Origin of the sequence: Pectobacterium sp. F1-1, assembly GCF_025643735.1 — a bacterium.
Lineage (GTDB): Bacteria > Pseudomonadota > Gammaproteobacteria > Enterobacterales > Enterobacteriaceae > Pectobacterium > Pectobacterium colocasium.
This window is the reverse complement of the sequence record NZ_CP104733.1, coordinates 3,474,242-3,500,642: the sequence shown is the minus strand read 5'-3', so window position 1 is coordinate 3,500,642 and position 26,401 is coordinate 3,474,242. Positions and strand designations below refer to the sequence as shown.

The following is a 26,401-nucleotide window of genomic DNA, read 5'->3' as shown; positions in this document are numbered from 1 at the left end:
AATGAATAAAGTCTGAGAATGAATAGATAATGAATGCATGGGTTATGAAGGGATGGCTTACGAATAGCGTATTTTCCCGTCTTTTGAAGGCGGCGCTTATGTCGTCGCCACTCGTTTTGGCAGCGTGTAATAGCCATGTGAATCATAGTTCGGCGCTGCTGGAAACAGAAGCTACTCCGCCGAAAGAGCAGGTTGCGGATTTCCGTATCGCGCAATGCGAGCACCTGTGGCAGATAGACGATCGTGAATCCATGAATAACGCCCTTTATTGGTTACGGGCGATGGATTGTGCCGGGCGTTTGACGCAATTCCAGGCTCGCGAGGAAGCCGGGCTGGTTGCGGGGGATAGTTGGGATCGCGTGTTTAAGCAGGGCATTCTGCTGGATAATGCCGGTATTACTCAGGCCGAGCGACGTCAGGTGCTGGAGCAGATCAATTTATACCGTCTGGCTTTTCCTGCGGCGCTGCGCCCGCTGATGCAAACCTGGCGTGACAGGCAAACGCTGTTTCTGGCGCTGTCGGATGAGCGCCTGCGCTATAAGCGTTTACAGGAGTCCAGCGACAAGCAGTTAGATGCCCTGCGCGTTCAGCAAAGTCACCTGCAATACCAGTTAGAAACGACCACGCAGAAACTGGAAAATCTGACGGATATTGAACGTCAGCTGTCGTCGCGTAAGCAACTGTCGGGAGAAATGCCGGATAACGATACCGATCGCCGTGGCGGGGCGGGGGCGAATAGAGACGGTTCACGTAATTCGGCAGTGAAATCCAGAAGTGAGCCAGTGGATGCGGATGACACCTATACGCCGCCGATGGAATCGCATACGGATAAACCGACGACGAAGAAGGAGTCAACAAGACAATGACAGCCCGAAAAACGGCGAATTTATTGCTCGTGGATGATGACCCCAGTCTGCTGAAGCTATTAGGCATGCGCCTGACCAGCGAAGGATTTAGCGTGATGACGGCGGAGAGCGGTCAAGAGGCGCTGCGGCTGTTAACGCGCGAGACGTTCGATCTGGTGATCAGCGATCTCCGCATGGACGAGATGGATGGCATGGCGCTGTTTTCTGAAATTCAGCGCTATCAGCCGGGTATGCCGGTGATTATTTTAACAGCTCACGGTTCGATTCCCGATGCCGTTGCTGCCACGCAGCAGGGGGTATTCAGCTTCCTGACGAAGCCGGTAGACCGTGATGCGCTTTATAAAGCGATAGATGAAGCGCTGGCGCTGTCCGCGCCAGCGGGTGATGAAGGCTGGCGCGAAACTATCGTGACGCGCAGCCCCATTATGCTGCGCCTGCTGGAACAGGCTAGAATGGTCGCACAGTCGGATGTCAGCGTGTTGATTAATGGCCAGAGCGGAACCGGGAAAGAGGTGCTGGCTCAGGCCATTCATGCGGCCAGCCCACGTGCGAAGAAAGCGTTTATTGCCATTAACTGTGGTGCGCTGCCGGAACCACTCCTGGAATCTGAGTTGTTCGGTCATGCAAAAGGCGCTTTTACCGGTGCGGTGAGCAGCCGTGAGGGGCTTTTTCAGGCGGCGGAAGGTGGTACGCTGTTTTTAGATGAAATCGGCGATATGCCGCTGTCTCTGCAGGTTAAACTGCTACGCGTGCTGCAGGAGCGAAAAGTCCGTCCGCTGGGGAGCAACCGCGATCTGGATATCGACGTGCGGATTATTTCCGCTACGCACCGAGACTTGCCGAAGGCGATGGCGAAAAATGAATTCCGCGAAGATCTGTATTATCGACTCAACGTGGTGAATATGAAGTTGCCCGCGCTGCATGAACGTGCCGAAGATATTCCTCTGCTGGCAAATCATCTGCTGCGTGAATCCGCCAATCGCCACAAGCCTTTTGTGCGCACTTTCTCAACCGATGCGATGAAGCGCTTGATGACGGCAAGCTGGCCGGGTAACGTGCGTCAACTGGTGAATGTCATTGAACAGTGTGTGGCACTGACCAGCGCTCCGGTCATCAGTGACGCGCTGGTTGAACAGGCGCTGGAAGGTGAAAACACGGCGTTGCCAACGTTTGTTGAAGCACGTCATCAGTTTGAACTGAACTATCTGCGAAAATTATTACAGATGGCAAAAGGCAACGTGACACAGGCTGCGCGAATGGCTGGGCGTAACCGAACAGAATTTTATAAACTGTTGGGTCGCCATGAACTGGATGCCAACGATTTTAAAGACTAGCGTTGAGATAGCTGGCAGCACGCTTGCAGCGTGATGCGAGGTGGGGTAATCCGAAATAATTCGAGCCGCGTAAAGGCGGCAACCGTCCGAATCCTCAAGAGCTTACATCAGTGACAGAGGTGAGTAAGCGCAGTTAACGCATAAGCTGCTTGAAGTATGACGGATATGGATTGTCTGCCTGAGTTCTGACATGCTGTTTATTTGCTGATGCTCGGCTTTGGCCGCAACATAGATAACACAAAGGTTCCTCCATGAAGAAAATTGATGCGATTATTAAGCCGTTCAAACTGGACGATGTGCGTGAAGCGTTAGCTGAAGTGGGCATCACAGGGATGACGGTAACAGAAGTTAAAGGTTTTGGTCGTCAGAAAGGCCACACCGAGCTGTATCGCGGCGCAGAATACATGGTCGATTTTCTGCCAAAAGTAAAAATCGAAATTGTCGTGTCCGATGATATCGTCGATACCTGTGTAGAAACTATCACGCAGACTGCACAGACGGGTAAAATCGGCGACGGTAAAATCTTTGTCTTTGACGTGGCGCGCGTTGTCCGTATTCGTACCGGCGAAGAGGACGAGGAAGCGATTTAATCGTCTCGCCTCGCGTTGTTCCGTTTTAGAAGCCAGCCTGACGAGGGCTGGCTTCGTCACATTTACGTCTACTCTAATGTCTACTTCCCTTTAGGCGCGGTAGGAACCCAGCCAGCCAACACCTTGTCTGCGGTGTATTCTGCTGCTTCCGCATCGCTTAACTGACGGCGCTGAGCGTTTTTCTCTGCTCCTTTACCGCTGGATTTATACTCGAAAAAGCGTGAGTCCTGCGGATAGAACCAGATTGTTTCACCTTGTTTATCTTTACCGGACATTTTGTCCCAGCCATAGATGTGGTCGTCCATGCTGGTGTTCAGGAAGACGGTTTGGCCAATCGCGTTAGGATCGGCATAGCGACCATCGTCAAAGGTGGTCGTTGGGTGCCACGGGCGGCCCAGACCATAGCTTTTCGCCGGAACGTCTTTCTCTTTGGTCACCCGACTATTGGTAATGACCAATCCATATTTTTGCTTAATGTCGGTGCTTGGGGCGGTGAGATAGCCAAGCGGCTGATCTTTCACATCGGTGCGGTTACGCGCGACGATGTCACAGTCGTCAAACAGCGCAATGCCGTTGCCAAAGATGAAATCAACGGTACCGCTGATCCGACATTGTGAGAAGAAGCTACGTCCGCCCTTCACATACAACGTGTCTTGGTAGCCGACCAAACTGACATCATGGAACCATGCACGATCGCTATTTTCGGCAACCAGCAGCGCAACGGCCTGTGAGTCTTTTAGTTTAGTCGGGTCGTCACTGGCTTTAGCCTGATTGGCGGGGTAATCAAAATCATTGCGGATGGTCAGCGAACGGGCACTGAAGTCAGGCGCATCGACTTTCACCGTGTTGCTGCCGTAAGTCCCCCATTTGCTGCCATCGGGTTTGAGCATCCCAGCGGCGGTGGTCGCGGTGATCACGGTGCCGTTACGGCTTTCGCCCTTTAAATGAATGTTGGGGCGCGTAATTGTGAGGCGTTCGTGGTATACGCCATTTTTGACATAGATAACAAACGGGGAGCTGTCTGCCGGGGCGCTGGCAATGGCTTCAGTAATGGTTTTGTAGGCCTTGGCGTCCGTTGCATTGGCGGAAACCAGCGCATTATAGTCGGCTGCCTGTGCTAATGCCCAGGGGGAAGAAATTAACATGGCTAAGGTCAGCGTCTTGCAGAGGTGTGGGGTGTTTATCATGTCCAGAGTCCTGTAATCGGTAAAGGAAAGAGGAAGGTCTATAACGCGCGGCTAAATAACGCCGCGCGTGGTTCTGTCTTATCGTTTTGCCTGACTGATAACTACTTATGCTTGCTGACGGTTTTCTCCGCCAGAGCAGCTAAAGCGGGCTCCTGCCGAATGGCGTCAGCGACAATCTCTGCCACGGCAATCGCGCCTTTTTTCTGAAAATGGGTGGTATCCGGTTTGCTCAGGCTACCTGCCTGATCGCGATAGTAAGGGTATTGTTTGGGATCGATCACTAACCAATACTGTTTCCAGTGGTCGCTGTTGCCCTGATTCGCCAGGGCGATAGTGGCAGGTTCCACGTCCAGTAAAATCACCTTGTTATCCGCTGCCGTATCCCTGATGGTCTGGCTGTAATCGCCAATGAACGCGTAGCCGTTATCTGAATTTTGCTTGGTAAAATGGCTGTGTACGGCGGGTGTACCCTCTTTGCCTTCAGCCGTTTTCACTCGGGTGGTTGGCGTCAGCAGAACGGGCGTGAGTTTGTGCTGGCGGGCGAAGGTGATGTAGCGTTCCAGTGACGTCTGGAATGACATATCGGCTTTGCCCTGCGGTGCCTGCTTTTTCCCTGCTGCATCGTTTGGGTAAGTGCAGAGGTTAGCGACATCAGCAGGGCCACGTACCGCTTTGGCCCCGTTGCAGTTTTGATCGTTGTGTCCCATTTGGATAAACAGGAAATCGCCTTCTTTCATCAGTGGCTGCATCTGACGGAACCAGCCTTCATAAAAATAGTCACGCGAGCTACGACCTGCGCGTCCGCCGTTAACAACTTTTACGCCGCTGTTTTTGCTGAACTGTTGTTCAAAAACCTGTCCCCATCCCATGCGCGGGAAGCGCATTTTTTCGTAGGTTGCCGCAGTTGAGTCGCCGACGATGAAAATACGGGTTTGCGCTTTCTGGATCGCGTCCAGACTCTGGCGAGCAGCGCGATAATCTAACGGTTCATAGTTGCCTTTATCGTTCAAGCCGACAATCGGGTGGAACGCGCTGTCGGTCAGCACCGTATGGCCTGAGTAGCCCGTATTGTTATGATAATTGCGGTTATGATTAATGACGCTGACGATTTTGGTGACTGCGTCCTGCTGAGCGGCAGGGTAGGTTAGGGGATCGAAACGGGTAGGTGCACTGATGCCCACCTGTTTTAATGCGTGATTAAAGCCTGCATTGAAATCCGAGTAGGCTTTTTTCCAGGCTGCGGCGTCCAGTTTTGGTGATGCTGTATCGTCCGTGAGCTGCTGTGGGCCAATGTAGCCTGCCGCTACCGCGATATCAGACGTAATGCGGTCAGTCAGCGGGTTGATATTGGCGGTGTTTTCTTTGCCGTCATGTAACGAAGGGGCGACAGCGGACAGGCAAATGGCACGGTAGATATTATTCAGCAGGCAATTATTGCCGCCGGATTCGATGGCTAACAGACGTAGTGGCGGCGTGAGGCCCGAGATATCAAGGTGGTATTTTCCTTGATCATCGGTCTGTGTCTGCCGCTTCTGGCCCTGCTGGTCTCTGATAATGATGGTGGCAGGCAGGTGGATATCCCGTGCGGTGACATTACCGGATAAACCGGTTTTCTCACCCAGTGTTGAACCCGACAGTAATTTAACGCTGTCTGTTGCGGTGGTTGGGTGTGCCGCAGCGGGGGTTTTAGCATGTACCAGTGTGAAAGGGGCGGAAAGTATCAGAGCTAAAGCGACACTTTCTGAAAAACGTTTTGCCATGGTCAGACATATCCCTTGTTGGTTAATCGAAAACGGTTAATGGACCCAAGCGTTATCAAAGGAAGGTCGCTGTTTTTTATCGTTCTTGTCACGGCCTTTAGAGAAACGTCGGGGCTTTTATTGTGCACCCAAGCCGACTCAAGGGCGATGCTTAAACGCAGGTCCTTTTGATGAAATAACCATTCATTAAAAATGAAATGTTATTTTAATAAGCTGTGATTTTTTGTGACCGACCTCTTTTTTAGCAGAGAGCCTGTGTATCAGCGCATAAAAGTGTGATCGATAAAGTGTTTCTGAGAAGGTGATTCTCTAAAAGATGAAAAAAGGCCGCAAAAGCGGCCTTTGGGTTTGATCCAGAATCAATGAGGGTTAGACAACTTTATGTGGACCAAAGCATTCGTAATGTAGCTGCTCCGCCGGGATCCCCAGTGCCAGCAGTTGCTGAGCGATAAACTGCATGAAAACCACAGGGCCGCATAGGTAATAGTGCATAGCAGGCGTGGTTAACTCTTCTTTTAGCGAGGCCAACTGCATTAGTCCGCTATGGTGATAATCTTCCCCTGGACGATCGTTCTGCTGCGGTTCCCGATACCAGATGTGCTGCTGGAACTGCAGCAGCGGCTGCCCCGTCTGTTTGATTTCATTCGCAAACGCATGCGCTGCGCCGTTTTCTGCCGCATGCAACCATAACACTTTTGCCTGATGATCCTGTTGTTTGAGCGTATGCAGCATGCCCAACATGGGGGTTTGCCCCACGCCGCCGGAAATCAGGGCAACTGGTGTGGAAGAGGAGATATCAAGGAAGAAATCGCCGTGCGGAGCCGCCAGATGAATGATGTCGCCTTCGCGTGCGGTATCATGAAGATAGCCAGAAACGGTGCCCTGTGCTTCACGTTTCACCGCAATCCGGTAGGATTTTCCATTTGGCGCGTGAGTCAGAGAGTATTGGCGAATCTCCTGATTGGCAAAACTGTCATGCCTGACGTAAACCGCCAGATATTGACCTGCTTGAAAATCAGCAATCGGTTGGCCATCGGTAGGTTCCAGCGTGAAGCTGGTAATCACGGCGCTTTGCGGCTGCTTGTTCACAATGCGGAAAGGTCGTACACCGCTCCAGCCGCCGTTTTTCGCTTCGGTGTTGCGGTAGATATCGCCTTCGCGCTGAATGAAGACATTCGCCAGCACGCCATAGGCTTTACCCCAGGCGTCCAGCACGTCTCGCCCTGGGCTAAACATTTCATCCAGCGTTGCCAATAAATGATTACCCACGATCTGATACTGATCGGCCTGAATGTTAAAGCTGGCGTGCTTCTGGGCGATACGCTCAACCGCAGGCAGCAGCGCGGCCAGATTTTCAATATTCGTCGCATACGCACAGATGGCATTGAACAGCGCTTCTCGCTGATCGCCATTGCGCTGGTTGCTCATGTTAAAAATATCTTTGAGTTCAGGGTTATGGGTAAACATGCGATCGTAAAAATGCGCGGTCAGTTTCGGGCCGGTTTCCGCCAGCAGAGGAATGGTCGATTTAACAATGGCGATAGTTTGGTTATCCAGCATGGTGACTCCTTATTATTGGTATGACTTATAAATTGCATTTTAAATACATCTTATTGGGTTTGTCCGTCACTGTAAATTACCTTTTTAGTGGTAGGGCTTTTTTAGGTGGGAGCTAAAGGGAATAACATGAAGAAAGAGCAGGTTGAGAATGAAGAAAAATCCGTTTACCACCACGCGACTCATATTTGCTGAAGCCTTGTGCTGCCTGTAGCTAATCGTTTGCGTAAAAACCTCTGTCAAGACCTATCTTCATTAGTGAAAAACGGTTTACACTATACGACATTCCCCAAGAGGGTAGCCCAATTCCCAAACGGGCCATTAATTCCCAGTATATTTATGTTAGCTGAGTCAGGAGATCCGGATGTTAAAGCGTGAAATGAACATTGCCGATTATGATGCCGACCTGTGGCAAGCAATGGAGCAAGAAGTGGTGCGTCAGGAAGAGCACATTGAACTGATTGCGTCAGAAAACTACACCAGCCCACGCGTTATGCAGGCTCAAGGGTCTCAGCTGACGAACAAGTATGCTGAAGGGTATCCGGGCAAACGTTACTACGGCGGCTGTGAGTATGTTGACGTAGTTGAGCAACTGGCGATCGATCGTGCGAAAGCGCTGTTCGGTGCAGATTATGCCAACGTGCAGCCGCACTCTGGTTCCCAGGCTAACTTTGCCGTTTACACCGCGCTACTGCAACCGGGCGACACCATTCTGGGTATGAACCTGGCGCACGGTGGTCACCTGACGCACGGTTCTCCGGTTAACCTGTCAGGCAAACTGTATAAAGTTATTCCTTACGGTATCGATGAAAGCGGCAAAATCGACTACGACGAAATGGCGGAACTGGCGCGTACGCACAAGCCAAAAATGATCGTCGGCGGTTTCTCTGCCTACTCTGGCGTGGTTGACTGGGCGAAGATGCGTGAAATCGCTGACAGCATCGGCGCTTACCTGTTTGTCGATATGGCGCACGTTGCTGGCCTGATTGCCGCAGATGTTTACCCTAACCCGGTTCCTCATGCCCACATCGTGACCACGACGACGCACAAAACGCTGGCTGGCCCACGCGGTGGTCTGATTCTGGCGAAAGGTGGTGACGAAGAGCTGTACAAAAAGCTGAACTCAGCTGTGTTCCCTGGTGGTCAGGGTGGCCCATTGATGCACGTTATCGCGGGTAAAGCGGTTGCGCTGAAAGAAGCGATGGAGCCTGAATTCAAGGTGTATCAGCAGCAGGTCGCGAAAAACGCCAAAGCGATGGTTGAAGTATTCCTGTCACGTGGTTTCAACGTCGTTTCTGGCGGAACCAGCAACCACCTGTTCCTGCTGGATCTGGTTAGCAAAAACCTGACTGGTAAAGAGGCTGATGCTGCACTGGGTCGTGCGAATATCACCGTGAACAAAAACAGCGTGCCTAACGATCCGAAGAGTCCGTTCGTGACTTCCGGTATCCGTATCGGTACACCGGCGGCAACCCGTCGCGGCTTTAAAGAAGCGGAAGTGCGTGAGCTGGCTGGCTGGATCTGTGATGTGTTGGACAACATCAATGACGAAGCGACCATTGAGCGCGTGAAACAGAAAGTGCTGGATATCTGCGCTCGCTTCCCGGTTTACGCATAATTCGGTCGTTTCTCTGACATCACTGTCGGAACATGTCCTGAACGCCAGCCCGTGTGCTGGCGTTTTTTTATGGCGGCCATCCCTGGCCACCACCCTGCGGGCCGTCGTAGGCGACGTTGAAAAACGTTCCCCACGTTTTTTTATGGCGTGCGATTCCTCGCCGTGCTCTTACAAGCCGCAACTGACAACACGTTAAGAGCGTTGCCCGGAAATTATTATGCCAGTTGGGCGGGTCGATACCCTCGTTTACGTTTCATGGTGAATAACGCGTTGCGCCGTCGCATGCTCTCTGACAGAGTAATCGGCAAAAAAGAGTAACCAGTAAAGAAACATCGCATTTGCGACGGTTCGCAGGATGGTGAACGGGAGTCTTCGCCATCGAAAGGGAGACATCATGGTTTTGCAATCGACGCGCTGGTTGGCGCTGAGCTATTTCACCTACTTTTTTTGCTATGGCGTTTTCCTGCCATTTTGGGGAGGATGGCTGAAAGGCGAGGGGCTGTCCGCCGAGTCGATCGGGATGCTGCTGGGAGCGGGGCTGGTGGCGCGTTTTGTCGGCAGTCTGGTTATCACGCCCAGCGTAAAAGATCCGTCCAAATTGATTACAGTATTACGCGGGCTGGCGTTGCTGTCACTGGCGTTAGTCGTCGGTTTCTGGCTGGGAAATGCCTGGCTGTGGCTGATGATCGTGATGATTGGGTTTAACCTGTTTTTCGCGCCGCTGGTGCCGCTGACCGATGCATTAGCCGCGACCTGGCAGCGGCAGGTCGTGATGGATTACGGTAAGGTGCGGGTTTGGGGCTCGATCGCGTTTGTTATCGCTTCTGCGGCGACGGGCGAACTGGTTGCCATTTGGGGACACCCCGCGATTTTGGCCATTCTCAGCGCGGGGTTGGTTGTCATGCTGTTAGGCATGCTGCTCCGCCCCAGCGTGATGCCGCAAGCGGCAGCGTCAACCGCGCAGTCGGTTAGCGTGACGCCGTGGAAAACCTTGCTGACTGAACCGGCGGTATGGCGTTTCCTGCTTTGCGTATCCCTGCTACAGGGCGCACACGCGGCGTACTATGGTTTCAGCGTCATTTATTGGCAGGATTCGGGTTATTCCGCCTCGATCATCGGTTATCTCTGGTCGTTAGGCGTGGTCGCGGAAATTATCATCTTTACCTTCAGCCAGCGTCTGTTCCGACGCTGGAGCGCCAGACAGCTTCTGCTGCTCTCTGCCGTGTGTGGTGTGGTGCGCTGGGGGCTAATGGGCTCGACGGTGGCTCTGCCGTGGCTGATTGTGATACAGATATTGCACTGTGGCACGTTCACCGTGTGCCATCTGGCTGCTATGCGCTTTATCGCCGCGCGTTCCGGTGGTGACATCCTGCGGCTACAGGCGGTGTATTCCGCGTTGGCAATGGGGGGAAGCATCGCGGTGATGACGATGGTATCCGGTTTCCTGTTTGAACATTTACAGGGCGGTACGTTCTGGGTGATGGCGCTGCTGGCGGTGCCAGCACTGTTTATCCGGCCTTCCGTCAGTCACCGTGCCGCAGTCGAAAAGGTCTAATAAAGTGGTATCTACTGTCAAGATAACGTCGTGTGGTAAAAATAATGTTACATTATAACGCTTTGAAACGCAGGTGCGGACGGATAACGTTGCTGATGGCAGGCTTGGCATTCGGCCAACCCGTTTTCGCTCACCCACACAGTTTTATTGATATGCAGACCACAGTTGAGAGCCAGAACGACCACATCACCGGTTTACGTATGCAATGGACAATGGATCCCATCACGTCGGCCGATTTGCTGTATGACGCAGGAAAGGCGAAAACGGATTCTGAAATCTGGAAAAAACTGGCGGCGGAAGTCATGGCTAATGTCTGGGGGCAGCACTATTTTACTGATATCTATCGTGATGGTCAGCCCGTGAAATATACGCCGCTGCCAACCGAGTATCACCTTTCTCGCAAAGGTAATCAGGCGGTGCTGGAATTTGTACTGCCGTTGGCACATCCACAGCCGCTGGCCGGAAAACCTTTACTGATTTCTACTTACGATCCTACCTATTTTGTCGATATGTCCTATCAGAACGACAACGCTGTGAAGCTCGCACCTGAGTTAGCTGCGCGCTGTAAAACCTCGCTCGTCACGCCGGAACCTAATGCTGACCTGCAATCCTATGCGTTGTCGCTGGATAAGAACGATACGCCGGACGAAGATATGGAGCTGGGTAAACAGTTTGCACAGCGGGTGACGTTGCAATGTCAGTGAACCTGGGGTCGTTGCCGCGTCAGCGTTCGTTGTTGAATCGGCTGCGCGATCTGTGGCCGCTATGGCTGTTTTTGGCACTGTTGGCTTCGGCGCTGCATTACATCGTAGGGTACTGGCCGCAACTCGTGCTGCAAAGCGCGATTTGGCAGAAATCGCTGCATCAGCAAATGTCGCACCTGTTGCAAATGGTGGAACAGCAGCCGCATCAGGCGGGGCTGAGTCTGATGATGTTCAGTCTGGTCTATGGCGTACTCCATGCCGTCGGGCCAGGGCACGGTAAAGTGGTCATCATGACCTATCTGGCGACACACCCGTCGAAGCTCAAAAGCAGCCTGAAGTTGACACTTGCGGCGTCGCTGGTTCAGGGGCTGGTGGCGGTGGCGCTGGTGACCTTGGTATTAGGGATCTTGCAGCTATCCAGCCGAACGTTGCATAACAGCAGTTTCTGGATGGAAAAGGGGAGCTTTGTGCTGGTCGCGGGACTGGGGCTACTGCTCTGTTTTCGTGCGTTAAAACAGCTGTATACCGCCCTCGCACAGCAGCCTAAACCCGCGACTATTTTGCGTGTCACTCCGCTTCATCCCGCCACGGATAGACCGATGACGCTTCGCCCTACGCCCGTTCTATCCCATTCTTTGCATCAGCACGATGCCGACTGTGGCTGCGGGCACCGCCATCTCCCGAGCAATGAGGAACTGGAGCGCGATAGCCGTTGGCGCACGCGCCTGATGATTGTGCTGGCGATGGGAATGCGCCCGTGCTCAGGCGCTATTCTGGTGCTGCTTTTCTCTAAAGTGATCGGCGTTTATCTGTGGGGCGTCGCCTCTGCGCTGGTGATGGCTGCCGGAACGGCGATCACGATCTCGGCGCTGGCCGTATTGGTTTTTTACTGCCGCCGTATCGTTGAGCGTTTAGGTGCAAATCGTGCATCGCCCGTATGGCAACGCGCGACGTTTTCTCTTCTGGCGTTTGCTGGCGGGCTGATTTTGGTTGGCTCCGGCGTCCTGCTTTATCTCAGTGCACAGCCTGCGATGATGGGCGGTATTCGGCCATTCTCCGGCTAATTTTACCTTTTATTAACCTCGCGCTAAAAATCCATTGCTTCCGATAATCACGGCGGGATATTATTTCAATAATGATAACCATTATCATTTATAACCGTAATCTCAGAAGGGAATAATAATGAAGAAATGGCTGTTCTCAGTCGTTGTTCTGTTGGGGCTGAGTGCGAGTGCTATCGCCAGCGCTAACCCGATTGTTATTGAAGATGTTAGTGGCAGGAAGGTAGAAATTAAATCCGAAGTGAAGCGGATTATTTTGGGTGAAGGCCGACAGATTTATCTGCTGGCTGCCTTTGATACGGAAGCCCCGTTCCAGCGTGTGGTTGGTTGGCGTGACGATCTGCCAAAAGCGGATTACGACGGCTATCTGGCTTATGAAAAGCAATACCCAGAAATCAAAAAGCTGCCGACCTTCGGCGGCGCGAAAGACGGTACCTTCAACGTTGAGCAGGCACTGACGCTGAAACCAGATTTGGTGTTGATGAATCTGGAGTCAAAAGCGGCGACGGATGAAGGCAAATTGATCGAGAAACTCAATTCGCTGGGTATTCCGGTCGTGTTTATCGATTTCCGCGAGAAGCCGTTTGAAAACGCTGAGAAAAGCATTCACATCATGGGTCAACTGGTGGGTAAACCACAGCGTGCGGAAGAGATTATTAAATTCCGTCGTGAGCAGATTGAGCTGGTCACCGATCGGTTGAAGAACTATCAGGGCCCGCGCCCGAAAGTGATGATCGACCGCGCGGGCGGCTATGATGAAGAGTGCTGTATGTCATTCGGTGATGAGAACTTTGGCCGTATGGTTGAGGCCGCTGGCGGTGACAACATTGCCAAGAACATCATCCCCGGCACGTTTGGTACACTGAACCCTGAACAGATTATCAGCTCGCGCCCGGATGTGGTGGTGGTGACAGGGGCGAATTGGAAAAACTACAACACGGCGAATGGCTGGGTTGGCGTTGGGCCAGGTGCCGATCAGAAAGAAGCGCTGCAACGCCTGCAAAAACTGATGGAACGTTCAGCATTTAAAACGCTACCTGTTGCGACCAATGGCAATGCTCATGCAATCTGGCATCAGTTCTATGACAGCCCATATCAGTTTGTAGCGATTCAGGTATTAGCAAAATGGATGCACCCGGAGCTGTTTAAGGATATCGATCCTGACGCGACGTTCCGTACCTTCCATGAGAAGTTCCTGCCGCTGCCGTATCAGCCTGGCTACTGGGTTACGTTGCCTGCGAAGAAATAACGCGATATTTGCCATACACTAAATTCTGTAATAAAAAAGCACTGAATCTCATCGTTCAGTGCTTTTTTATGCCTTTTTTGCTGGTTCAACTCCCTATTGACTTCTCCGCATTCTTTAGTTTGGCGAGAGAGCAAAGCAAATTTTTACTTTTCTACTTACTTGGTTACAGGATCGTCAGTTGTTTTTGACGATCAATTACCTTTCTTTAATAGTTATTATTTATTATTTTTGTATTTTTTAATTTGTTTTTGCTATCAAGCTGCTCGCTTCTGTGTCGATAACTGAAAGTGGTAAAGGTATGTCTGATTTTTACTCAATATGCCATATACGGAGGACGACATTGTTTATTTGACATATAGGAATCAGAAAAAAATACGCTATATAAACTCAAAAATGGAGCGGTCATGAATATCACGCAACGCCTGCTGCTGACGTTTTCACTAATGTCATTAGCACTTCTCTCATCAGTTATAGTCGCTTTATCATTGTTATCGGGGTTCCAGTCCCGTTTTGAATATGTGCAGGACAATGCAATTCCGAGCATCAAAGATTTAAATAGTCTGGTGGATAAAAGCAATTCGCTGGTGCTTTTTCTGTATCGCCATCAGACTGCGGGTGACGATCGTAAGCTGCCGGCGATCGAGCAGGACATCACTAAAACCATTGAGGAATTGAAGGCGCTTAATGAGTATTACCTGAAGAATGACATATCGAGTGAAGAAGATCTTCAACTGACAAACAAGGCGATCGATCTCATCGGAAAATTGCAGGCCTCACTGCCTGCCTTTTTGAATGCATCACGTGCAAATCAAAATGACACTGCGCTTGGCCTTCTCCAGGGCATGGGAGGGCCAGGTGAGGCCGTACGTAATTTGATCGCCAACTATCGCAAACAGTTTGATCTGAATATCAAGATTGGCGATGACCTGCGTCAGGTGAATCAACGGATCTATGAACAAACGTGGTTTGGTCTGCTGTCCGGAACCTTATTGGTGTTGTTGTTGATCGGCTTTTTCGCGGTGAGAACCATTCTGGGCATCAGAAAGAGTTTGAACAATATGAGTCAAACGATGGAAAGCGTTAGCACTACTCTCGACCTGACGATTCAAGCTGACGATCGACGCAAGGATGAAGTGGGAGATACCGCCCGTGCCTTTAATAACCTAATGAATCGGGTCTCTTCTGCACTGGCTTCGGTGAGTGCTTCATCGCAGTCCGTGAGCAGTGCGGCAACGCAGATTGCAGCAGGCAATGAAGATTTGTCATCTCGCACCGAAGAGCAGGCCGCGTCGCTGGAACAAACCGCTGCCAGTATGACGGAAATCAGCGAGACGGTGCGCCAGAACGCCGAGAACACGCAACAGGCGAGTCTGCTGGCAGGGAACGCCAGCCGGATTTCCATCAATAGCGCGGATTCAGTCAGTACGATGCTGAATACGATGGAACATATTCGCACCAGCTCAGGCAAGATCACCGACATTATTGCGCTTATCGAAGGCATCGCATTCCAGACCAATATTCTTGCCCTGAATGCGGCGGTAGAAGCGGCACGCGCCGGGGAACAGGGGCGTGGCTTTGCGGTGGTTGCGGGTGAAGTACGCACGCTGGCACAGCGTTCGTCCACGGCGGCGCGTGAGATCAAGGATTTGATTGACGCCTCAAACTCGCTGGTATCGGCAGGGGTTGAACAAGCCAGCGATGTAGGGAAAAACATGTCGGCGATGAAAGACGCGATCCAGCAGGTGACGGATTTGGTGAATGAAATCGCGGCAGCAACCGACGAACAAAGCCGGGGTATTAGTCAGGTGCATCAGGCTGTTAACCAGATGGACGATGTCACTCAGCAAAACGCCTCATTGGTGGAGGAGGCTTCTGCGGCATCGCAGTCGCTACAAGAGCAGGCGAGTACGCTGAGCCAGTTGGTGGGGCAGTTTATTGTAGGGCAGGTGCCTTCTCTGGCGCTGGCTTCCGCCTCGGCATCCGTGTTACCGGGAATATCCACGCCGCGTCTTTCGCCCGTGAGGAAAAAAAGTGCTGTTGCTCAGGATGAAGCAGACTGGCAGCGTTTCTGATCCCTCAAATCGCATGCTGTGAGGTGAAACGGCATGCGGTTATTGGCTCAATTGGCCCGTGGTGAAAAACCCAGGGAGATAACGATATGGAATCGACTGAGCACAGAGCGGAAAATCTGGAGGATTATGCGTCGCTGCTGACGGAATTCGAACATATGACCGCGTTGCTTACTCAGCTAATGAAAAGCGATTACCGCACGCTCGATCTCTACCTCAATAATTGCCGTCACCTTATTTTGCGCTTTACGGCAATTTATAAGCTGCTCGATAAACCAGAGTTCGAACATTATCTGAAGCATTATGACGCGCCGTTATACTACAACGTAAACAGCGTTGGTCTGGCGCTGCGTTTGTTTGAGAACATGGTGACGAACATGCGCGATATGCTTGGCTCTGAACGCCTGTCCTGTGTTGAATAATGGCATTGCCAACGTCAACGCAGCGTATGCGATATAAATAGTGTGGGTGCGGCGAATCAAACGTCGTAGTGTTGAATAGTGCCGAGTGGTTCCGATAAGGTAAGGAAGCAAAGACGGTGAGTGCCCTCACCGTCTTTTCGTCCGGCGACGGGCTTAGATGGTGGGTTCGCTAACTAATCCGTCGATAATCACCTGTGGCACGCCCTGTGAACAGCGCTCAATGCGTCCACGAACGCCATAGACTGCAGACAGGCTTTCCGAGCTGATGACCTCAGCCGGCGCGCCGTTGGCAATCAGATTGCCGTTTTGCAGCATCAGTACGTGGTCGCCGTGACGCAGTGCGATATTGATGTCATGTACCACCACCACAGTGATGATGTTGCGCTTACGTGTTTCCTTGCGCACCAAATCCATCACGTGGAACTGATAGTTCAGATCCAGCGCGCTGAGCGGTTCATCCAGCAGGAGCAGCGAGGGTTGGCGGATCAACGATTGCGCTAATCCAACCAGTTGTTTCTGTCCGCCGGAGAGCTGATCGAGATAGCTCAACGCCAGATGCTCAATGCCCAACTGACGCAGCAGGCTCATCACCTCATCCTGCTTTTCGACACTGTGCATGCCGCCGGAGGCTCGCTGGGCGACGATGATCGATTCCAGCACGTGCAGGTGAACGCCTGCGGGCAGTGACTGCGGCAGATAAACGACTTTTTCCGCCCGCTGAGCGAACGGCAACGTCATCAGATTGGTGTCATCCAGCCACAGTTCGCCTTCAGAAGCGTTCAGACCCGCCATTGCACGCAGCAGCGTGGATTTACCGCTACCGTTGGGGCCAAGCAGCACGGTAATTTTCCCGCGCGGCAGCTGTGGTACGGACAGATCGCGAATCACCTGACGCTTGGGGTAACCGGCGCGAAAGTGGGAAAGGCGTAATCCAGAAGAGGTGTGCTGGCTCATACGTTTCCTCTGTGGCGCAGGATAATACTCAGGAAGAAGGGCACGCCCACCAGTGATGTGACGATACCAACCGGGATAATGACGCCGGGGATGAGGTTTTTCGAGGCCACGGACGCCATCGACAGCACCAGCGCGCCAGTTAACGCGCTGGCAGGCAGATAGAAGCGGTGATCTTCACCGAAAATCATACGTGCGATATGCGGAGCAACCAGACCGATAAAGCCTATGGGGCCGACAAACGCGACTGAAATAGCGGACAAAATACTGATGCGCAACAGCGTCGCTAGACGCAGACGGCGAACGTTAATGCCAAAACTCACGGCGCGATCTTCACCCAACCGCAGTGCGGTCAGTTTCCAGGAGCTCATCAGTGAAATTGGCATCACGATAGCGAGCACCAGCAGGAGGATACCCAGTTTTTCCCACGAGGCGCGTGCCAGACTGCCCATCGTCCAGAACACCAGACCTTGCAGCGTGTCTTCGTTGGCGATGAACTGGAGCATGGAAACCAGCGCGTTGAAGGTGAATACCAGCGCGATGCCGAACAGCACAACGCCAGAGGTGGCTACCTGCGTCCAGCGCGTAATTCCATCAAGCAGCAAGGCTGCCAGCAGCGCAAAGATAAAGGCGTTTGCAGAGATAAACCACTGAGCCGGAATACCGGGGATACCGATGCCGAGGACGATAGCCAGCGCGGCGCCGAATGCGGCCGCGGAAGACACGCCGAGCGTAAACGGGCTGGCCAGCGGGTTGTTCAGGATGGTTTGCATTTCTGCACCCGCCAGCCCGAGCGACAGCCCGACAATAATCGCCATCAGCGCGTAAGGCAGACGAATATCCCAGACGATTACGCGCGTACCCGCATCGGCGCTGGCCGGATCGGTCAGCGTCTGCCAAAGCACATCAAGCGTCAGGCCAGAAGGCCCCATCGTAAAATCCAATAACAACGAGCCGATGATGATCAACAGCAGTATCGCCATAACACTCACACGGCGTCGAATGATGCCGCGATAGTTGTCCATAACGGTGTTGGCATCCGCTATAGGTTGGCGGATGCCCGGTTCAGTGGTTGTACTCATGAAAAATTACTCACCTTGTTTCCAGGCAAAGATAAAGCCACTGTCAGGCAGCGAGGTAAAATTTTGAATGATATGGTGATAGGTGTCATCAGGATTCAAACTGGTAAACGCCTGAGGATAAATATCCTTTGCCAGATATTCCATACCGACAATGTTGTAGGGATGGTTGTAGAAATGGTGGTAAATGCCATAAACGTGTTTCGCCTCAACAGCCGGAATCTGGCTAATACCGGTACGGCTTAACAACGTATTGGCCTGAGCGCGGACATCGTCGACGCTGGCGCCATAGCCTAATGGCAACACCTGACTGTTGCCACGTTTAGAGCCCGTCATGATGTAGGCGTCAGGTTTCATGCTGATGATTTTTTCCAGCGAGACAAAACCCGTTGCGCCCGGCAGCAAATCTGAACCAATATTTTTCGCGCCGACCGCTTCAACTAATCCGCCCCAGCCGCTTTTGCTGTGTGTGAAGCAGCAGGAGTCCGAGTTTCCGGCAATCGGCTCAACAAAGACGCTCGGTTTTGGCGTGATTGCAGCGGTTTTCTGCTGAATGTCGTTGAGGTGTTTACGGTAGAAATCGGTATACGCTTTGGCATTGGCTTCACGGTTCAGAACCTGACCTAACAAGTCGATGCTGGGGGCGGTATCCTGAGCCGGATTGACTTCATAGTCGACAAACAGGACAGGAATATTGAGCGCGTTGAGCTTGTCGATTACGCCGCTTTCTTTCAGCGCAGCTTTGGCACGCAGTTGGGCAATCATCAGGTCAGGCTGTTTTGACAGCACGCTTTCCAGATCGACATTGCCTTTGTCACTGAACCCCATATCCAGAATACCGACGGACTGAGGCCATTTTCCTTTCAGCATGTCCCAGGTTGCGGTGTCCTGCTTTTTCGCCAGATTGTTCCAGGCGACCAGACGCTGGAAAGGATTATCGCGATCGAGCAATGCCATCGCCATAATATCGCGGCCATCTTGCAGAATGATGCGCTGTGGTTCTTGTTTAATGGTGACACTTTTTCCGGCGAGATCGGTGACGGTAAGAGGATATTGGGTAGCGTAGCTGAAGAATGGCGCGGTGCAGAGTGCGGTCAGAAAGAGTGATCTGACTGATTTTCTTAACATGGTGGCGATCCTAATTCACAGTTTATCAATGTGATGAAGTTATCAGTGTAATGCGGTTGATAATTATTATCGTATAAGGATAAACAATGCGTATACAGGATTCATATGTAAAGAAAAATAACAACTCCAGCCCCTTGCATTTTTATGTAGGAGCCGGAGTCGATCGAAATTAGCGTTTCAGCGCGTCGCTCAGTTCTTCACGGATGGTGCCCAGCATCGCTTTCACCACACGTGGATTGCCTGCAACCAGGTTGCCGGACGCCATATAGTTATGGCCGCCCACGAAGTCCGTTACGATCCCGCCTGCTTCACGCACCAGCAGCTCGCCGCCAGCGAAATCCCACGGCTTCAGGCCGATTTCAAAGAAGCCGTCAACGCGACCTGCCGCAACATACGCCAGATCCAGTGCGGCAGAGCCCGTACGGCGGAAATCCGCACAGTGGGTGAACAGGGCGCCGATAGCATTGATATAGCTTTTGCTGTGTTGCTTTAATTTGAAGGGGAAGCCTGTTGCCAGTACGGTGCCTTCCAGATCGCGGGCAGTGCTGCTGCGCAGACGATAGCCGTTCAACTGCGCGCCTTGACCACGAGTCGCGGTAAACAGTTCATTGCGCATAGGATCGTAAACGACGGCAACTTCGGTACGGCCTTTAATGCGGACCGCGATAGATACAGCGAAGTGAGGTAAACGTTTGATGAAGTTGGTGGTGCCATCCAGAGGATCGATAACCCATTGTACTGCCGGATCTTCACCAGCCAACTCGCCACACTCTTCACCAATGATGGTGTGCTGTGGGTAAGATTTGCGGATGACTTCAATGATCAGACGTTCTGCATCCCGATCGACGTTGGTTACAAAATCGTTGCTACCTTTTTGGCTGGCTTCGACGGCGTCTGGCGTTTCATAGTTTTTGGCAATCAAATTGCCGGCTTTACGCGCAGCGCGTATAGCGATGTTGAGCATCGGATGCATGGTATCGGTCCACTGGAATGTTAAAGAACGGAAAGCGGCGCAGAGTATAGCAGCAGAAAAGTAAAATAGCTAAGTTTGTGTTAAGGTATGGCGATTTCCTTTTCGCACCACTTCCTTCTATCTATTCGCACAACAGAGTTCATATGTTAGACAATATTCGCATTGTTCTGGTTGAAACGTCGCACACTGGCAATATGGGGTCAGTGGCCAGGGCGATGAAAACCATGGGGTTAAGCAAACTTTATCTGGTCAACCCGTTGGTTAAGCCTGATTCACAGGCCATTGCGTTGGCGGCAGGCGCCAGCGATGTTATCGGTAATGCCACCATTGTTGATTCATTCGATCAGGCGCTCGAAGGATGTGGCCTGGTCGTTGGCACCAGCGCGCGTTCCCGAACCTTACCCTGGCCGATGCTGGAACCGCGTGAGTGTGGCGTTCGCAGCGCACAGGAAGCGGAGCACGCGCCAGTGGCGCTGGTGTTTGGGCGCGAGCGTGTGGGGCTGACGAATGATGAGCTTCAGAAATGCCATTACCATGTGGCGATTCCCGCGAACCCGGAATACAGCTCGCTCAATCTGGCGATGGCGGTGCAGATTATCGCTTATGAAGTGCGCATCGCGTATTTGGATCGGTTACAGGCTGGGCAGCCGAAACACGAAGAATCCCCGTATCCGCTGGTTGACGATCTGGAGCGGTTTTATCAGCATCTTGAACAGACGCTGCTGCAAACCGGATTTATCCGACCGGCGCATCAAGGCCAGGTGATGAACAAATTGCGCCGCCTGTTTACCCGCGCCAGGCCTGAAGCTCAGGAACTTAACATCCTGCGTGGCATATTAAGCTCGGTACAAAAAACACACGACGAATAATACTTGAGTATTTTGCTCGGTTAAATAGTTGACTAAAATACTCAGGAATGTCAGACTCGCGGTATGTTCTGCCAATACATGTTTTCATAATACATGTTTTACCTACAGGTACCACTATCATGAGACTGACATCCAAAGGCCGTTACGCCGTTACCGCCATGCTCGATGTGGCTCTGCATTCCCAGGAAGGGCCAGTTCCATTGGCGGATATTTCTGAACGCCAGGGTATTTCACTGTCCTATCTGGAGCAGTTGTTTTCGCGCCTGCGCAAGAATGGACTGGTTGCCAGCGTTCGCGGTCCGGGCGGCGGCTACTTGCTGGGTAAAAACGCGAATGAAATCGCTGTCGGCATGGTCATTTCGGCCGTCGATGAATCCGTTGACGCCACGCGTTGTCAGGGGCGTGAAGGCTGCCAGGGTGGCGATCGCTGCCTGACGCACACGCTGTGGCGCGATCTGAGCGACCGTATCACTGATTTCCTGAATAATATCACGCTGGATGAGCTGGTGAACAATAAGGAAGTGCTGGATGTGGCGGATCGTCAGGATGCGGACATTCGCCGCACCGCTAACGGACGTATTCAGGAAACGATCAACGTTAACCTGCGTGCCTGACACACTTTCAACGTGACGAGTAAACATTTTACTCGTCACGTTTTGCCTTTCTGATAGCCGCATAATCCTGACCACATTGTCCAATGTGGCGTTGGTGCTAGCCCGACTATCACGGCGTGTTCTGACGATAATGTGTTCCGACGATAAATTGTGCCAACAATAACATCGTCAGGGTTTTTGCATTGGCCCGAAAGGTTGCGGGTATAAACAGCCTGTCAATAAAACAAAACGCATTGTACGTTTTGAAGTGATGTACGGAGTTTATGAGCAATGAAGTTACCTATCTATCTCGACTACTCAGCCACCACGCCAGTTGATCCGCGCGTCGCTGAGAAAATGATGCAATTTTTGACTTTGGACGGCACGTTCGGTAATCCGGCCTCCCGTTCCCACCGTTTTGGCTGGCAGGCGGAAGAGGCGGTAGATATCGCCCGTAACCAAATTGCTGAGCTGGTCGGCGCCGACCCACGTGAGATCGTCTTCACGTCAGGCGCGACCGAAGCCGATAACCTCGCGATTAAAGGTGTTGCCAACTTCTACCAGAAGAAGGGCAAGCACATCATCACCAGCAAGACCGAACATAAAGCCGTGCTGGATACCTGTCGTCAGCTTGAACGCGAAGGCTTCGAGGTGACTTATCTGGCTCCGCAGCGTAATGGCATTATCGATCTGGCGGAACTCGAAGCGGCAATGCGTGAAGACACCATTCTGGTTTCCATCATGCACGTCAACAATGAAATCGGTGTTGTGCAGGATATCGAAACGATCGGCGACCTGTGCCGCAGTCGCGGTATCGTGTTCCACGTCGACGCCACGCAGAGCGTAGGCAAGTTGCCTATCGATCTCAACCAGTTAAAAGTGGATCTGATGTCTTTCTCCGGCCATAAAATCTATGGGCCGAAAGGGATCGGGGCACTGTATGTTCGTCGTAAACCCCGTATTCGTCTCGAAGCACAGATGCACGGCGGCGGCCATGAGCGCGGCATGCGTTCTGGCACCTTGCCTGTGCACCAGATTGTCGGTATGGGCGAAGCCTACCGCATCGCGAAAGAAGAGATGACCGCAGAAATGGATCGCCTGCGCACGCTGCGCGATCGTCTGTGGAACGGAATTAATGATATTGAAGAAGTCTACCTGAATGGTGACATTGAGCAGGGCGCGCCTAACATCCTGAACGTCAGCTTCAACTATGTTGAAGGCGAATCGCTGATTATGGCGCTCAAGGATCTGGCGGTGTCGTCCGGTTCTGCCTGTACGTCGGCCAGTCTGGAGCCCTCCTACGTGTTACGTGCGCTGGGCATGAATGATGAGCTGGCGCATAGCTCGATCCGTTTCTCGCTGGGGCGTTTTACCACCGAAGAAGAGATCGACTACACCATCGAGCTGGTGCGTACATCCATCGGTCGTCTGCGCGATCTTTCTCCGCTGTGGGAAATGTTTAAGCAGGGCGTGGATATCAGCAGCATCGAATGGGCGCATCATTAATTCACCCGATCGGGGACGACTATCATGGCTTACAGCGAAAAAGTAATTGATCACTATGAAAACCCACGCAACGTGGGTTCATTTGACAACGCCGATCCTTCTATCGGCAGCGGCATGGTCGGCGCGCCAGCGTGCGGCGATGTGATGAAGTTGCAGATAAAAGTCAACAATGAGGGTATCATCGAAGATGCCCGCTTCAAGACGTACGGTTGTGGTTCTGCCATTGCCTCCAGCTCGCTGGTCACAGAGTGGGTAAAAGGCAAATCGCTGAATGAAGCAGAAGCGATTAAGAACACGCAGATTGCCGAAGAGCTTGAGCTACCGCCGGTGAAGATTCACTGCTCCATTCTGGCGGAAGACGCTATCAAGGCAGCGATTGCGGATTACAAAAGTAAACGCGACGCGCAGTAATCTCTGCGGCTGAACTCGGCGGGTCACCGTTTCTCTCGGTGCCTGTTCCCGTCGAGGCGGCGAACGATCGAGGTAACAGTATGTCGATTTCTCTGAGCGAAAGTGCGGCACAACGCGTGAGCGCTTTCATCGCAAACCGGGGTAAAGGCCTTGGGCTGCGTCTTGGCGTACGAACATCCGGCTGTTCCGGTATGGCGTATGTGCTGGAGTTTGTTGATGATTTGAACGATGGCGATACGGTCTTTGAAGACAAAGGCGTCAAAGTCATCGTGGACGGCAAAAGCCTGGTCTATCTTGATGGAACCGAGTTGGATTTCGTCAAAGAAGGGCTGAACGAAGGCTTTAAGTTCAATAATCCTAACATTTCCGGCGAATGCGGTTGCGGCGAAAGTTTCAACGTCTGACCCCTCTTGGGTAGTCGCGTGCTGTCAGTGAATGATCGGCGCAGCTACCCAGCACTCCCTGAGTACCACTATGGATTACTTTACGTTATTCGGGCTGCCGATTCGCTATGATGTGGATGGCGGCCTGCTTTCATCCCGTTTTCAGGAGCTGCAACGTCAGTTCCATCCTGATCGTTATGCTGCCAGCCCGGAGCGCGAGCGTATGCTGGCGGTGCAACAGGCGGCGACGATCAACAATGCTTATCAGGCGCTCAAGCATCCGCTGAAACGCGCGGAGTATATGTTGTCGCTGCACGGTTTTGATGTGAACAACGAACAGCATACGATGAAGGATACGACATTCCTGATGGAACAGCTGGAATTGCGCGAAGAATTGGATGCGATCTCGCAGCGTTCTGATGCGGATGAGGCGCTAGCCGCGTTTTCCGAGCGGTTGCAGGCAACGATTGCCAAACGCCGTTCGCAGATGCGTGATGAACTCAATAGTGAGACGTGGACAGACGCCGCAGACACCGTGCGCAAGCTACGCTTTTTAGACAAGCTCCAGCAACAAGTTGAAGCACTCGAAGAACAACTGCTGGACAAATAACGGGTTAATTCGGCGGGAAACCCGATGGCCATTGCCAGATTGGATTTTTCGCTAGCCAATTGATGGAAGCTCAATATGGCCTTATTACAAATTAGTGAGCCTGGCCTGAGTGCCGCACCGCACCAGCGCCGTCTGGCTGTCGGTATTGATTTAGGTACCACCCATTCTCTTGTTGCCACTGTACGCAGTGGCGAAGCCCAGACGCTGGCAGATAGCGACGGGCGCGATCTGCTGCTGTCGGTTGTCCACTACCGCCGCGATGGTCACAGCGTTGGCTGGCACGCGCGCGATAATGCTGCACACGATCTGGAAAATACCGTCAGTTCAGTTAAACGCCTGATGGGGCGCTCTCTGGATGATATTCAGCAGCGCTATCCTCATTTGCCGTATCGTTTTCATGCCAGCGATAACGGCCTGCCGCTGATTCAGACCTCAGCTGGCAACCTCAATCCTGTACAAGTGTCGGCGGATATTTTGTCCGCACTGGCCGCGCGCGCGGAAGCGGCATTAGGCGGCGTGCCTGATGGCGTGGTGATTACGGTTCCTGCGTACTTCGATGACGCACAGCGTCAGGGCACCAAAGACGCAGCACGTCTGGCTGGGCTGCACGTCTTGCGCCTGCTGAATGAACCGACCGCCGCCGCGATTGCCTACGGGCTCGATTCCGGTAAAGAGGGCGTGATCGCTATTTACGATCTGGGCGGCGGCACCTTTGATATTTCTATTCTGCGCCTGAGCCGCGGCGTATTTGAGGTGCTGGCAACGGGCGGGGATTCTGCGCTGGGCGGTGATGATTTCGATCATCTGCTGGCAGAGTGGTTGCGTGAGCAGGCGGGCATTCACGATCGTGACGATCGCCAGTTGGATCATGCCTTTCGCGACGCGGCAGTGAAAGCCAAGATTGCACTTAGCAGCGCCGAGTCAGCCCGTGTAGATGTTGCTGGCTGGCAAGGTGATGTGACTCGCGAGCAGTTTGATTCGCTGATCGCTCAACTGGTGAAACGCACGCTGCTGTCCTGTCGTCGTACGCTGAAAGACGCGGGACTGACGCCAGAAGACGTGCTGGAAGTGGTGATGGTGGGCGGATCGACGCGCGTTCCGCTGGTGCGTGAGCAGGTAGGGACGTTTTTTGGCCGTACACCGCTGACGTCGATCGATCCAGATAAAGTCGTGGCTATCGGCGCGGCGATCCAGGCGGATATTCTGGTGGGTAACAAGCCAGATAGTGACATGCTGCTGCTGGATGTTATCCCCCTGTCGCTGGGGCTGGAGACGATGGGCGGACTGGTGGAAAAAATCATTCCGCGCAATACCACGATCCCGGTTGCCCGCGCACAGGAATTTACCACCTTCAAAGACGGCCAGAGTGGCATGATGATCCACGTCTTGCAGGGCGAGCGTGAAATGGTGGCGGATTGCCGTTCGCTTGCGCGCTTCTCGCTGCGCGGCTTGCCGCCGTTGCCTGCCGGTGGAGCCCACATTCGTGTGACTTTTCAGGTGGATGCGGATGGCCTGCTGAGCGTGACGGCGATGGAGAAATCGACGGGCGTTGAGGCATCCATTCAGGTGAAACCGTCATACGGCCTGAGCGATACAGAAATTGCCACCATGATCACCGATTCGATGCTGAACGCGAAGGAAGATGTCGGCGCGCGTCGTCTGGCAGAGCAAAAAGTGGAAGCGGCACGCGTGCTGGAAAGTTTGCAAAGCGCGCTGGTGGCCGACGCCGAGTTATTGAGCAATGACGAAAAAGGCATCATTGTCGCGGCATCCGAACACCTGCACACGATAATGCAGGGCAGCGATCCCATGGCGATTGAAGCCGCGATTAAAACAGTCGATCAACAAACCCAGGAATTCGCGGCTCGTCGTATGGATGCCTCTATCCGTCGCGCGCTGGCAGGCCATTCTGTGGATGAGGTGTAA

General features: G+C 52.7%; 24 protein-coding genes. 17 read left to right on the top strand and 7 right to left on the bottom strand.

The features are described 5' to 3' along the window. The first annotated feature begins 29 nt into the window (after positions 1 to 29). The 3 genes from qseG to glnB all read left to right on the top strand — a co-directional run bounded on the left by qseG (position 30) and on the right by glnB (position 2,790). Positions 30 to 866 (top strand): two-component system QseEF-associated lipoprotein QseG, encoded by an 837-nt coding sequence (qseG, locus tag NAL19_RS15630; RefSeq protein ID WP_263057826.1) that lies wholly within the window; start codon positions 30 to 32, stop codon positions 864 to 866. Further along, a complete protein-coding gene (gene glrR / locus NAL19_RS15625; protein WP_225085432.1) occupies positions 863 to 2,200 on the top strand; it encodes a two-component system response regulator GlrR in 1,338 nt (445 codons plus the stop codon). Before qseG ends, glrR begins: the two co-directional genes overlap by 4 nt. A 251-nt stretch (positions 2,201 to 2,451) precedes the next feature. Next, positions 2,452 to 2,790, top strand: a complete 339-nt coding sequence (gene glnB, locus NAL19_RS15620) for a nitrogen regulatory protein P-II (protein WP_005970202.1) — start codon at positions 2,452 to 2,454, stop codon at positions 2,788 to 2,790. A gap of 80 nt (positions 2,791 to 2,870) precedes the next feature. On the opposite strand, the gene pemA is transcribed toward glnB, so the two are convergent. The 3 genes from pemA to hmpA all read right to left on the bottom strand — a co-directional run bounded on the left by pemA (position 2,871) and on the right by hmpA (position 7,297). Continuing rightward, positions 2,871 to 3,977 (bottom strand): pectinesterase PemA, encoded by a 1,107-nt coding sequence (gene pemA / locus NAL19_RS15615; RefSeq protein ID WP_317630289.1) that lies wholly within the window; start codon positions 3,975 to 3,977, stop codon positions 2,871 to 2,873. A 101-nt stretch (positions 3,978 to 4,078) separates the two neighbouring features. Then, on the bottom strand, positions 4,079 to 5,737 hold the full coding sequence (paeY, locus tag NAL19_RS15610; protein WP_263057825.1) for a pectin acetylesterase PaeY: 1,659 nt from the start codon (positions 5,735 to 5,737) through the stop codon (positions 4,079 to 4,081). Between the two features lie 369 nt (positions 5,738 to 6,106). Beyond that, positions 6,107 to 7,297, bottom strand: coding sequence for an NO-inducible flavohemoprotein (hmpA, locus tag NAL19_RS15605; protein WP_263057824.1), 1,191 nt, complete (start codon positions 7,295 to 7,297; stop codon positions 6,107 to 6,109). 361 nt (positions 7,298 to 7,658) lie between these two features. On the opposite strand from hmpA, the gene glyA reads away from it, so the two are divergent. The 7 genes from glyA to NAL19_RS15570 all read left to right on the top strand — a co-directional run bounded on the left by glyA (position 7,659) and on the right by NAL19_RS15570 (position 15,972). Further along, positions 7,659 to 8,912 carry a serine hydroxymethyltransferase gene (gene glyA / locus NAL19_RS15600; RefSeq protein WP_180741746.1) on the top strand — a complete coding sequence of 418 codons (1,254 nt, stop codon included), beginning with the start codon at positions 7,659 to 7,661 and terminating at the stop codon, positions 8,910 to 8,912. Positions 8,913 to 9,306: 394 nt separating this feature from the next. Continuing rightward, complete coding sequence (locus tag NAL19_RS15595; RefSeq protein ID WP_225085429.1) at positions 9,307 to 10,467, top strand: 3-phenylpropionate MFS transporter; 1,161 nt, start codon at positions 9,307 to 9,309, stop codon at positions 10,465 to 10,467. Positions 10,468 to 10,511: 44 nt separating this feature from the next. Then, on the top strand, positions 10,512 to 11,171 hold the full coding sequence (locus NAL19_RS15590) for a DUF1007 family protein (protein WP_225085428.1): 660 nt from the start codon (positions 10,512 to 10,514) through the stop codon (positions 11,169 to 11,171). Next, positions 11,162 to 12,235: a nickel/cobalt transporter gene (locus tag NAL19_RS15585; RefSeq protein WP_263057823.1), complete on the top strand. Its 1,074-nt coding sequence runs from the start codon at positions 11,162 to 11,164 to the stop codon at positions 12,233 to 12,235. Before NAL19_RS15590 ends, NAL19_RS15585 begins: the two co-directional genes overlap by 10 nt. Before the next feature lie 118 nt (positions 12,236 to 12,353). Further along, positions 12,354 to 13,481, top strand: a complete 1,128-nt coding sequence (locus NAL19_RS15580) for an ABC transporter substrate-binding protein (protein ID WP_225085426.1) — start codon at positions 12,354 to 12,356, stop codon at positions 13,479 to 13,481. Between the two features lie 404 nt (positions 13,482 to 13,885). Beyond that, on the top strand, positions 13,886 to 15,553 hold the full coding sequence (locus NAL19_RS15575; protein ID WP_225085425.1) for a methyl-accepting chemotaxis protein: 1,668 nt from the start codon (positions 13,886 to 13,888) through the stop codon (positions 15,551 to 15,553). Between the two features lie 86 nt (positions 15,554 to 15,639). Then, on the top strand, positions 15,640 to 15,972 hold the full coding sequence (locus NAL19_RS15570; RefSeq protein WP_263057822.1) for a hypothetical protein: 333 nt from the start codon (positions 15,640 to 15,642) through the stop codon (positions 15,970 to 15,972). A gap of 153 nt (positions 15,973 to 16,125) precedes the next feature. Here the strand turns inward: NAL19_RS15570 and NAL19_RS15565 are convergent, their stop codons facing one another. The 4 genes from NAL19_RS15565 to suhB form a co-directional block, all read right to left on the bottom strand. Next, positions 16,126 to 16,926 carry an ABC transporter ATP-binding protein gene (locus tag NAL19_RS15565; RefSeq protein WP_225085423.1) on the bottom strand — a complete coding sequence of 267 codons (801 nt, stop codon included), beginning with the start codon at positions 16,924 to 16,926 and terminating at the stop codon, positions 16,126 to 16,128. Then, positions 16,923 to 18,005, bottom strand: coding sequence for a FecCD family ABC transporter permease (locus tag NAL19_RS15560; RefSeq protein ID WP_225085422.1), 1,083 nt, complete (start codon positions 18,003 to 18,005; stop codon positions 16,923 to 16,925). Before NAL19_RS15560 ends, NAL19_RS15565 begins: the two co-directional genes overlap by 4 nt. A gap of 6 nt (positions 18,006 to 18,011) precedes the next feature. Continuing rightward, a complete protein-coding gene (locus NAL19_RS15555) occupies positions 18,012 to 19,130 on the bottom strand; it encodes an ABC transporter substrate-binding protein (RefSeq protein ID WP_263057821.1) in 1,119 nt (372 codons plus the stop codon). 169 nt (positions 19,131 to 19,299) lie between these two features. Then, complete coding sequence (suhB, locus tag NAL19_RS15550; RefSeq protein WP_225085420.1) at positions 19,300 to 20,103, bottom strand: inositol-1-monophosphatase; 804 nt, start codon at positions 20,101 to 20,103, stop codon at positions 19,300 to 19,302. Positions 20,104 to 20,246: 143 nt separating this feature from the next. Between suhB and trmJ the strand changes: the two genes are divergently transcribed. The 7 genes from trmJ to hscA all read left to right on the top strand — a co-directional run bounded on the left by trmJ (position 20,247) and on the right by hscA (position 26,401). Further along, positions 20,247 to 20,972 carry a tRNA (cytosine(32)/uridine(32)-2'-O)-methyltransferase TrmJ gene (gene trmJ / locus NAL19_RS15545; RefSeq protein ID WP_225085419.1) on the top strand — a complete coding sequence of 242 codons (726 nt, stop codon included), beginning with the start codon at positions 20,247 to 20,249 and terminating at the stop codon, positions 20,970 to 20,972. Positions 20,973 to 21,091: 119 nt separating this feature from the next. Next, positions 21,092 to 21,586: a Fe-S cluster assembly transcriptional regulator IscR gene (iscR, locus tag NAL19_RS15540; RefSeq protein ID WP_180741757.1), complete on the top strand. Its 495-nt coding sequence runs from the start codon at positions 21,092 to 21,094 to the stop codon at positions 21,584 to 21,586. A gap of 270 nt (positions 21,587 to 21,856) precedes the next feature. Next, a complete protein-coding gene (locus tag NAL19_RS15535) occupies positions 21,857 to 23,071 on the top strand; it encodes an IscS subfamily cysteine desulfurase (RefSeq protein WP_263057820.1) in 1,215 nt (404 codons plus the stop codon). 24 nt (positions 23,072 to 23,095) lie between these two features. Then, the gene (gene iscU, locus NAL19_RS15530) at positions 23,096 to 23,482 is read left to right on the top strand and encodes a Fe-S cluster assembly scaffold IscU (RefSeq protein WP_005970177.1); all 387 of its coding nucleotides are present in this window, start codon (positions 23,096 to 23,098) and stop codon (positions 23,480 to 23,482) included. A gap of 80 nt (positions 23,483 to 23,562) precedes the next feature. Then, a complete protein-coding gene (gene iscA / locus NAL19_RS15525) occupies positions 23,563 to 23,886 on the top strand; it encodes an iron-sulfur cluster assembly protein IscA (RefSeq protein WP_010307854.1) in 324 nt (107 codons plus the stop codon). 70 nt (positions 23,887 to 23,956) lie between these two features. Beyond that, a complete protein-coding gene (gene hscB / locus NAL19_RS15520; protein ID WP_263057819.1) occupies positions 23,957 to 24,475 on the top strand; it encodes a co-chaperone HscB in 519 nt (172 codons plus the stop codon). A 75-nt stretch (positions 24,476 to 24,550) separates the two neighbouring features. Beyond that, the gene (hscA, locus tag NAL19_RS15515; RefSeq protein ID WP_263057818.1) at positions 24,551 to 26,401 is read left to right on the top strand and encodes a Fe-S protein assembly chaperone HscA; all 1,851 of its coding nucleotides are present in this window, start codon (positions 24,551 to 24,553) and stop codon (positions 26,399 to 26,401) included.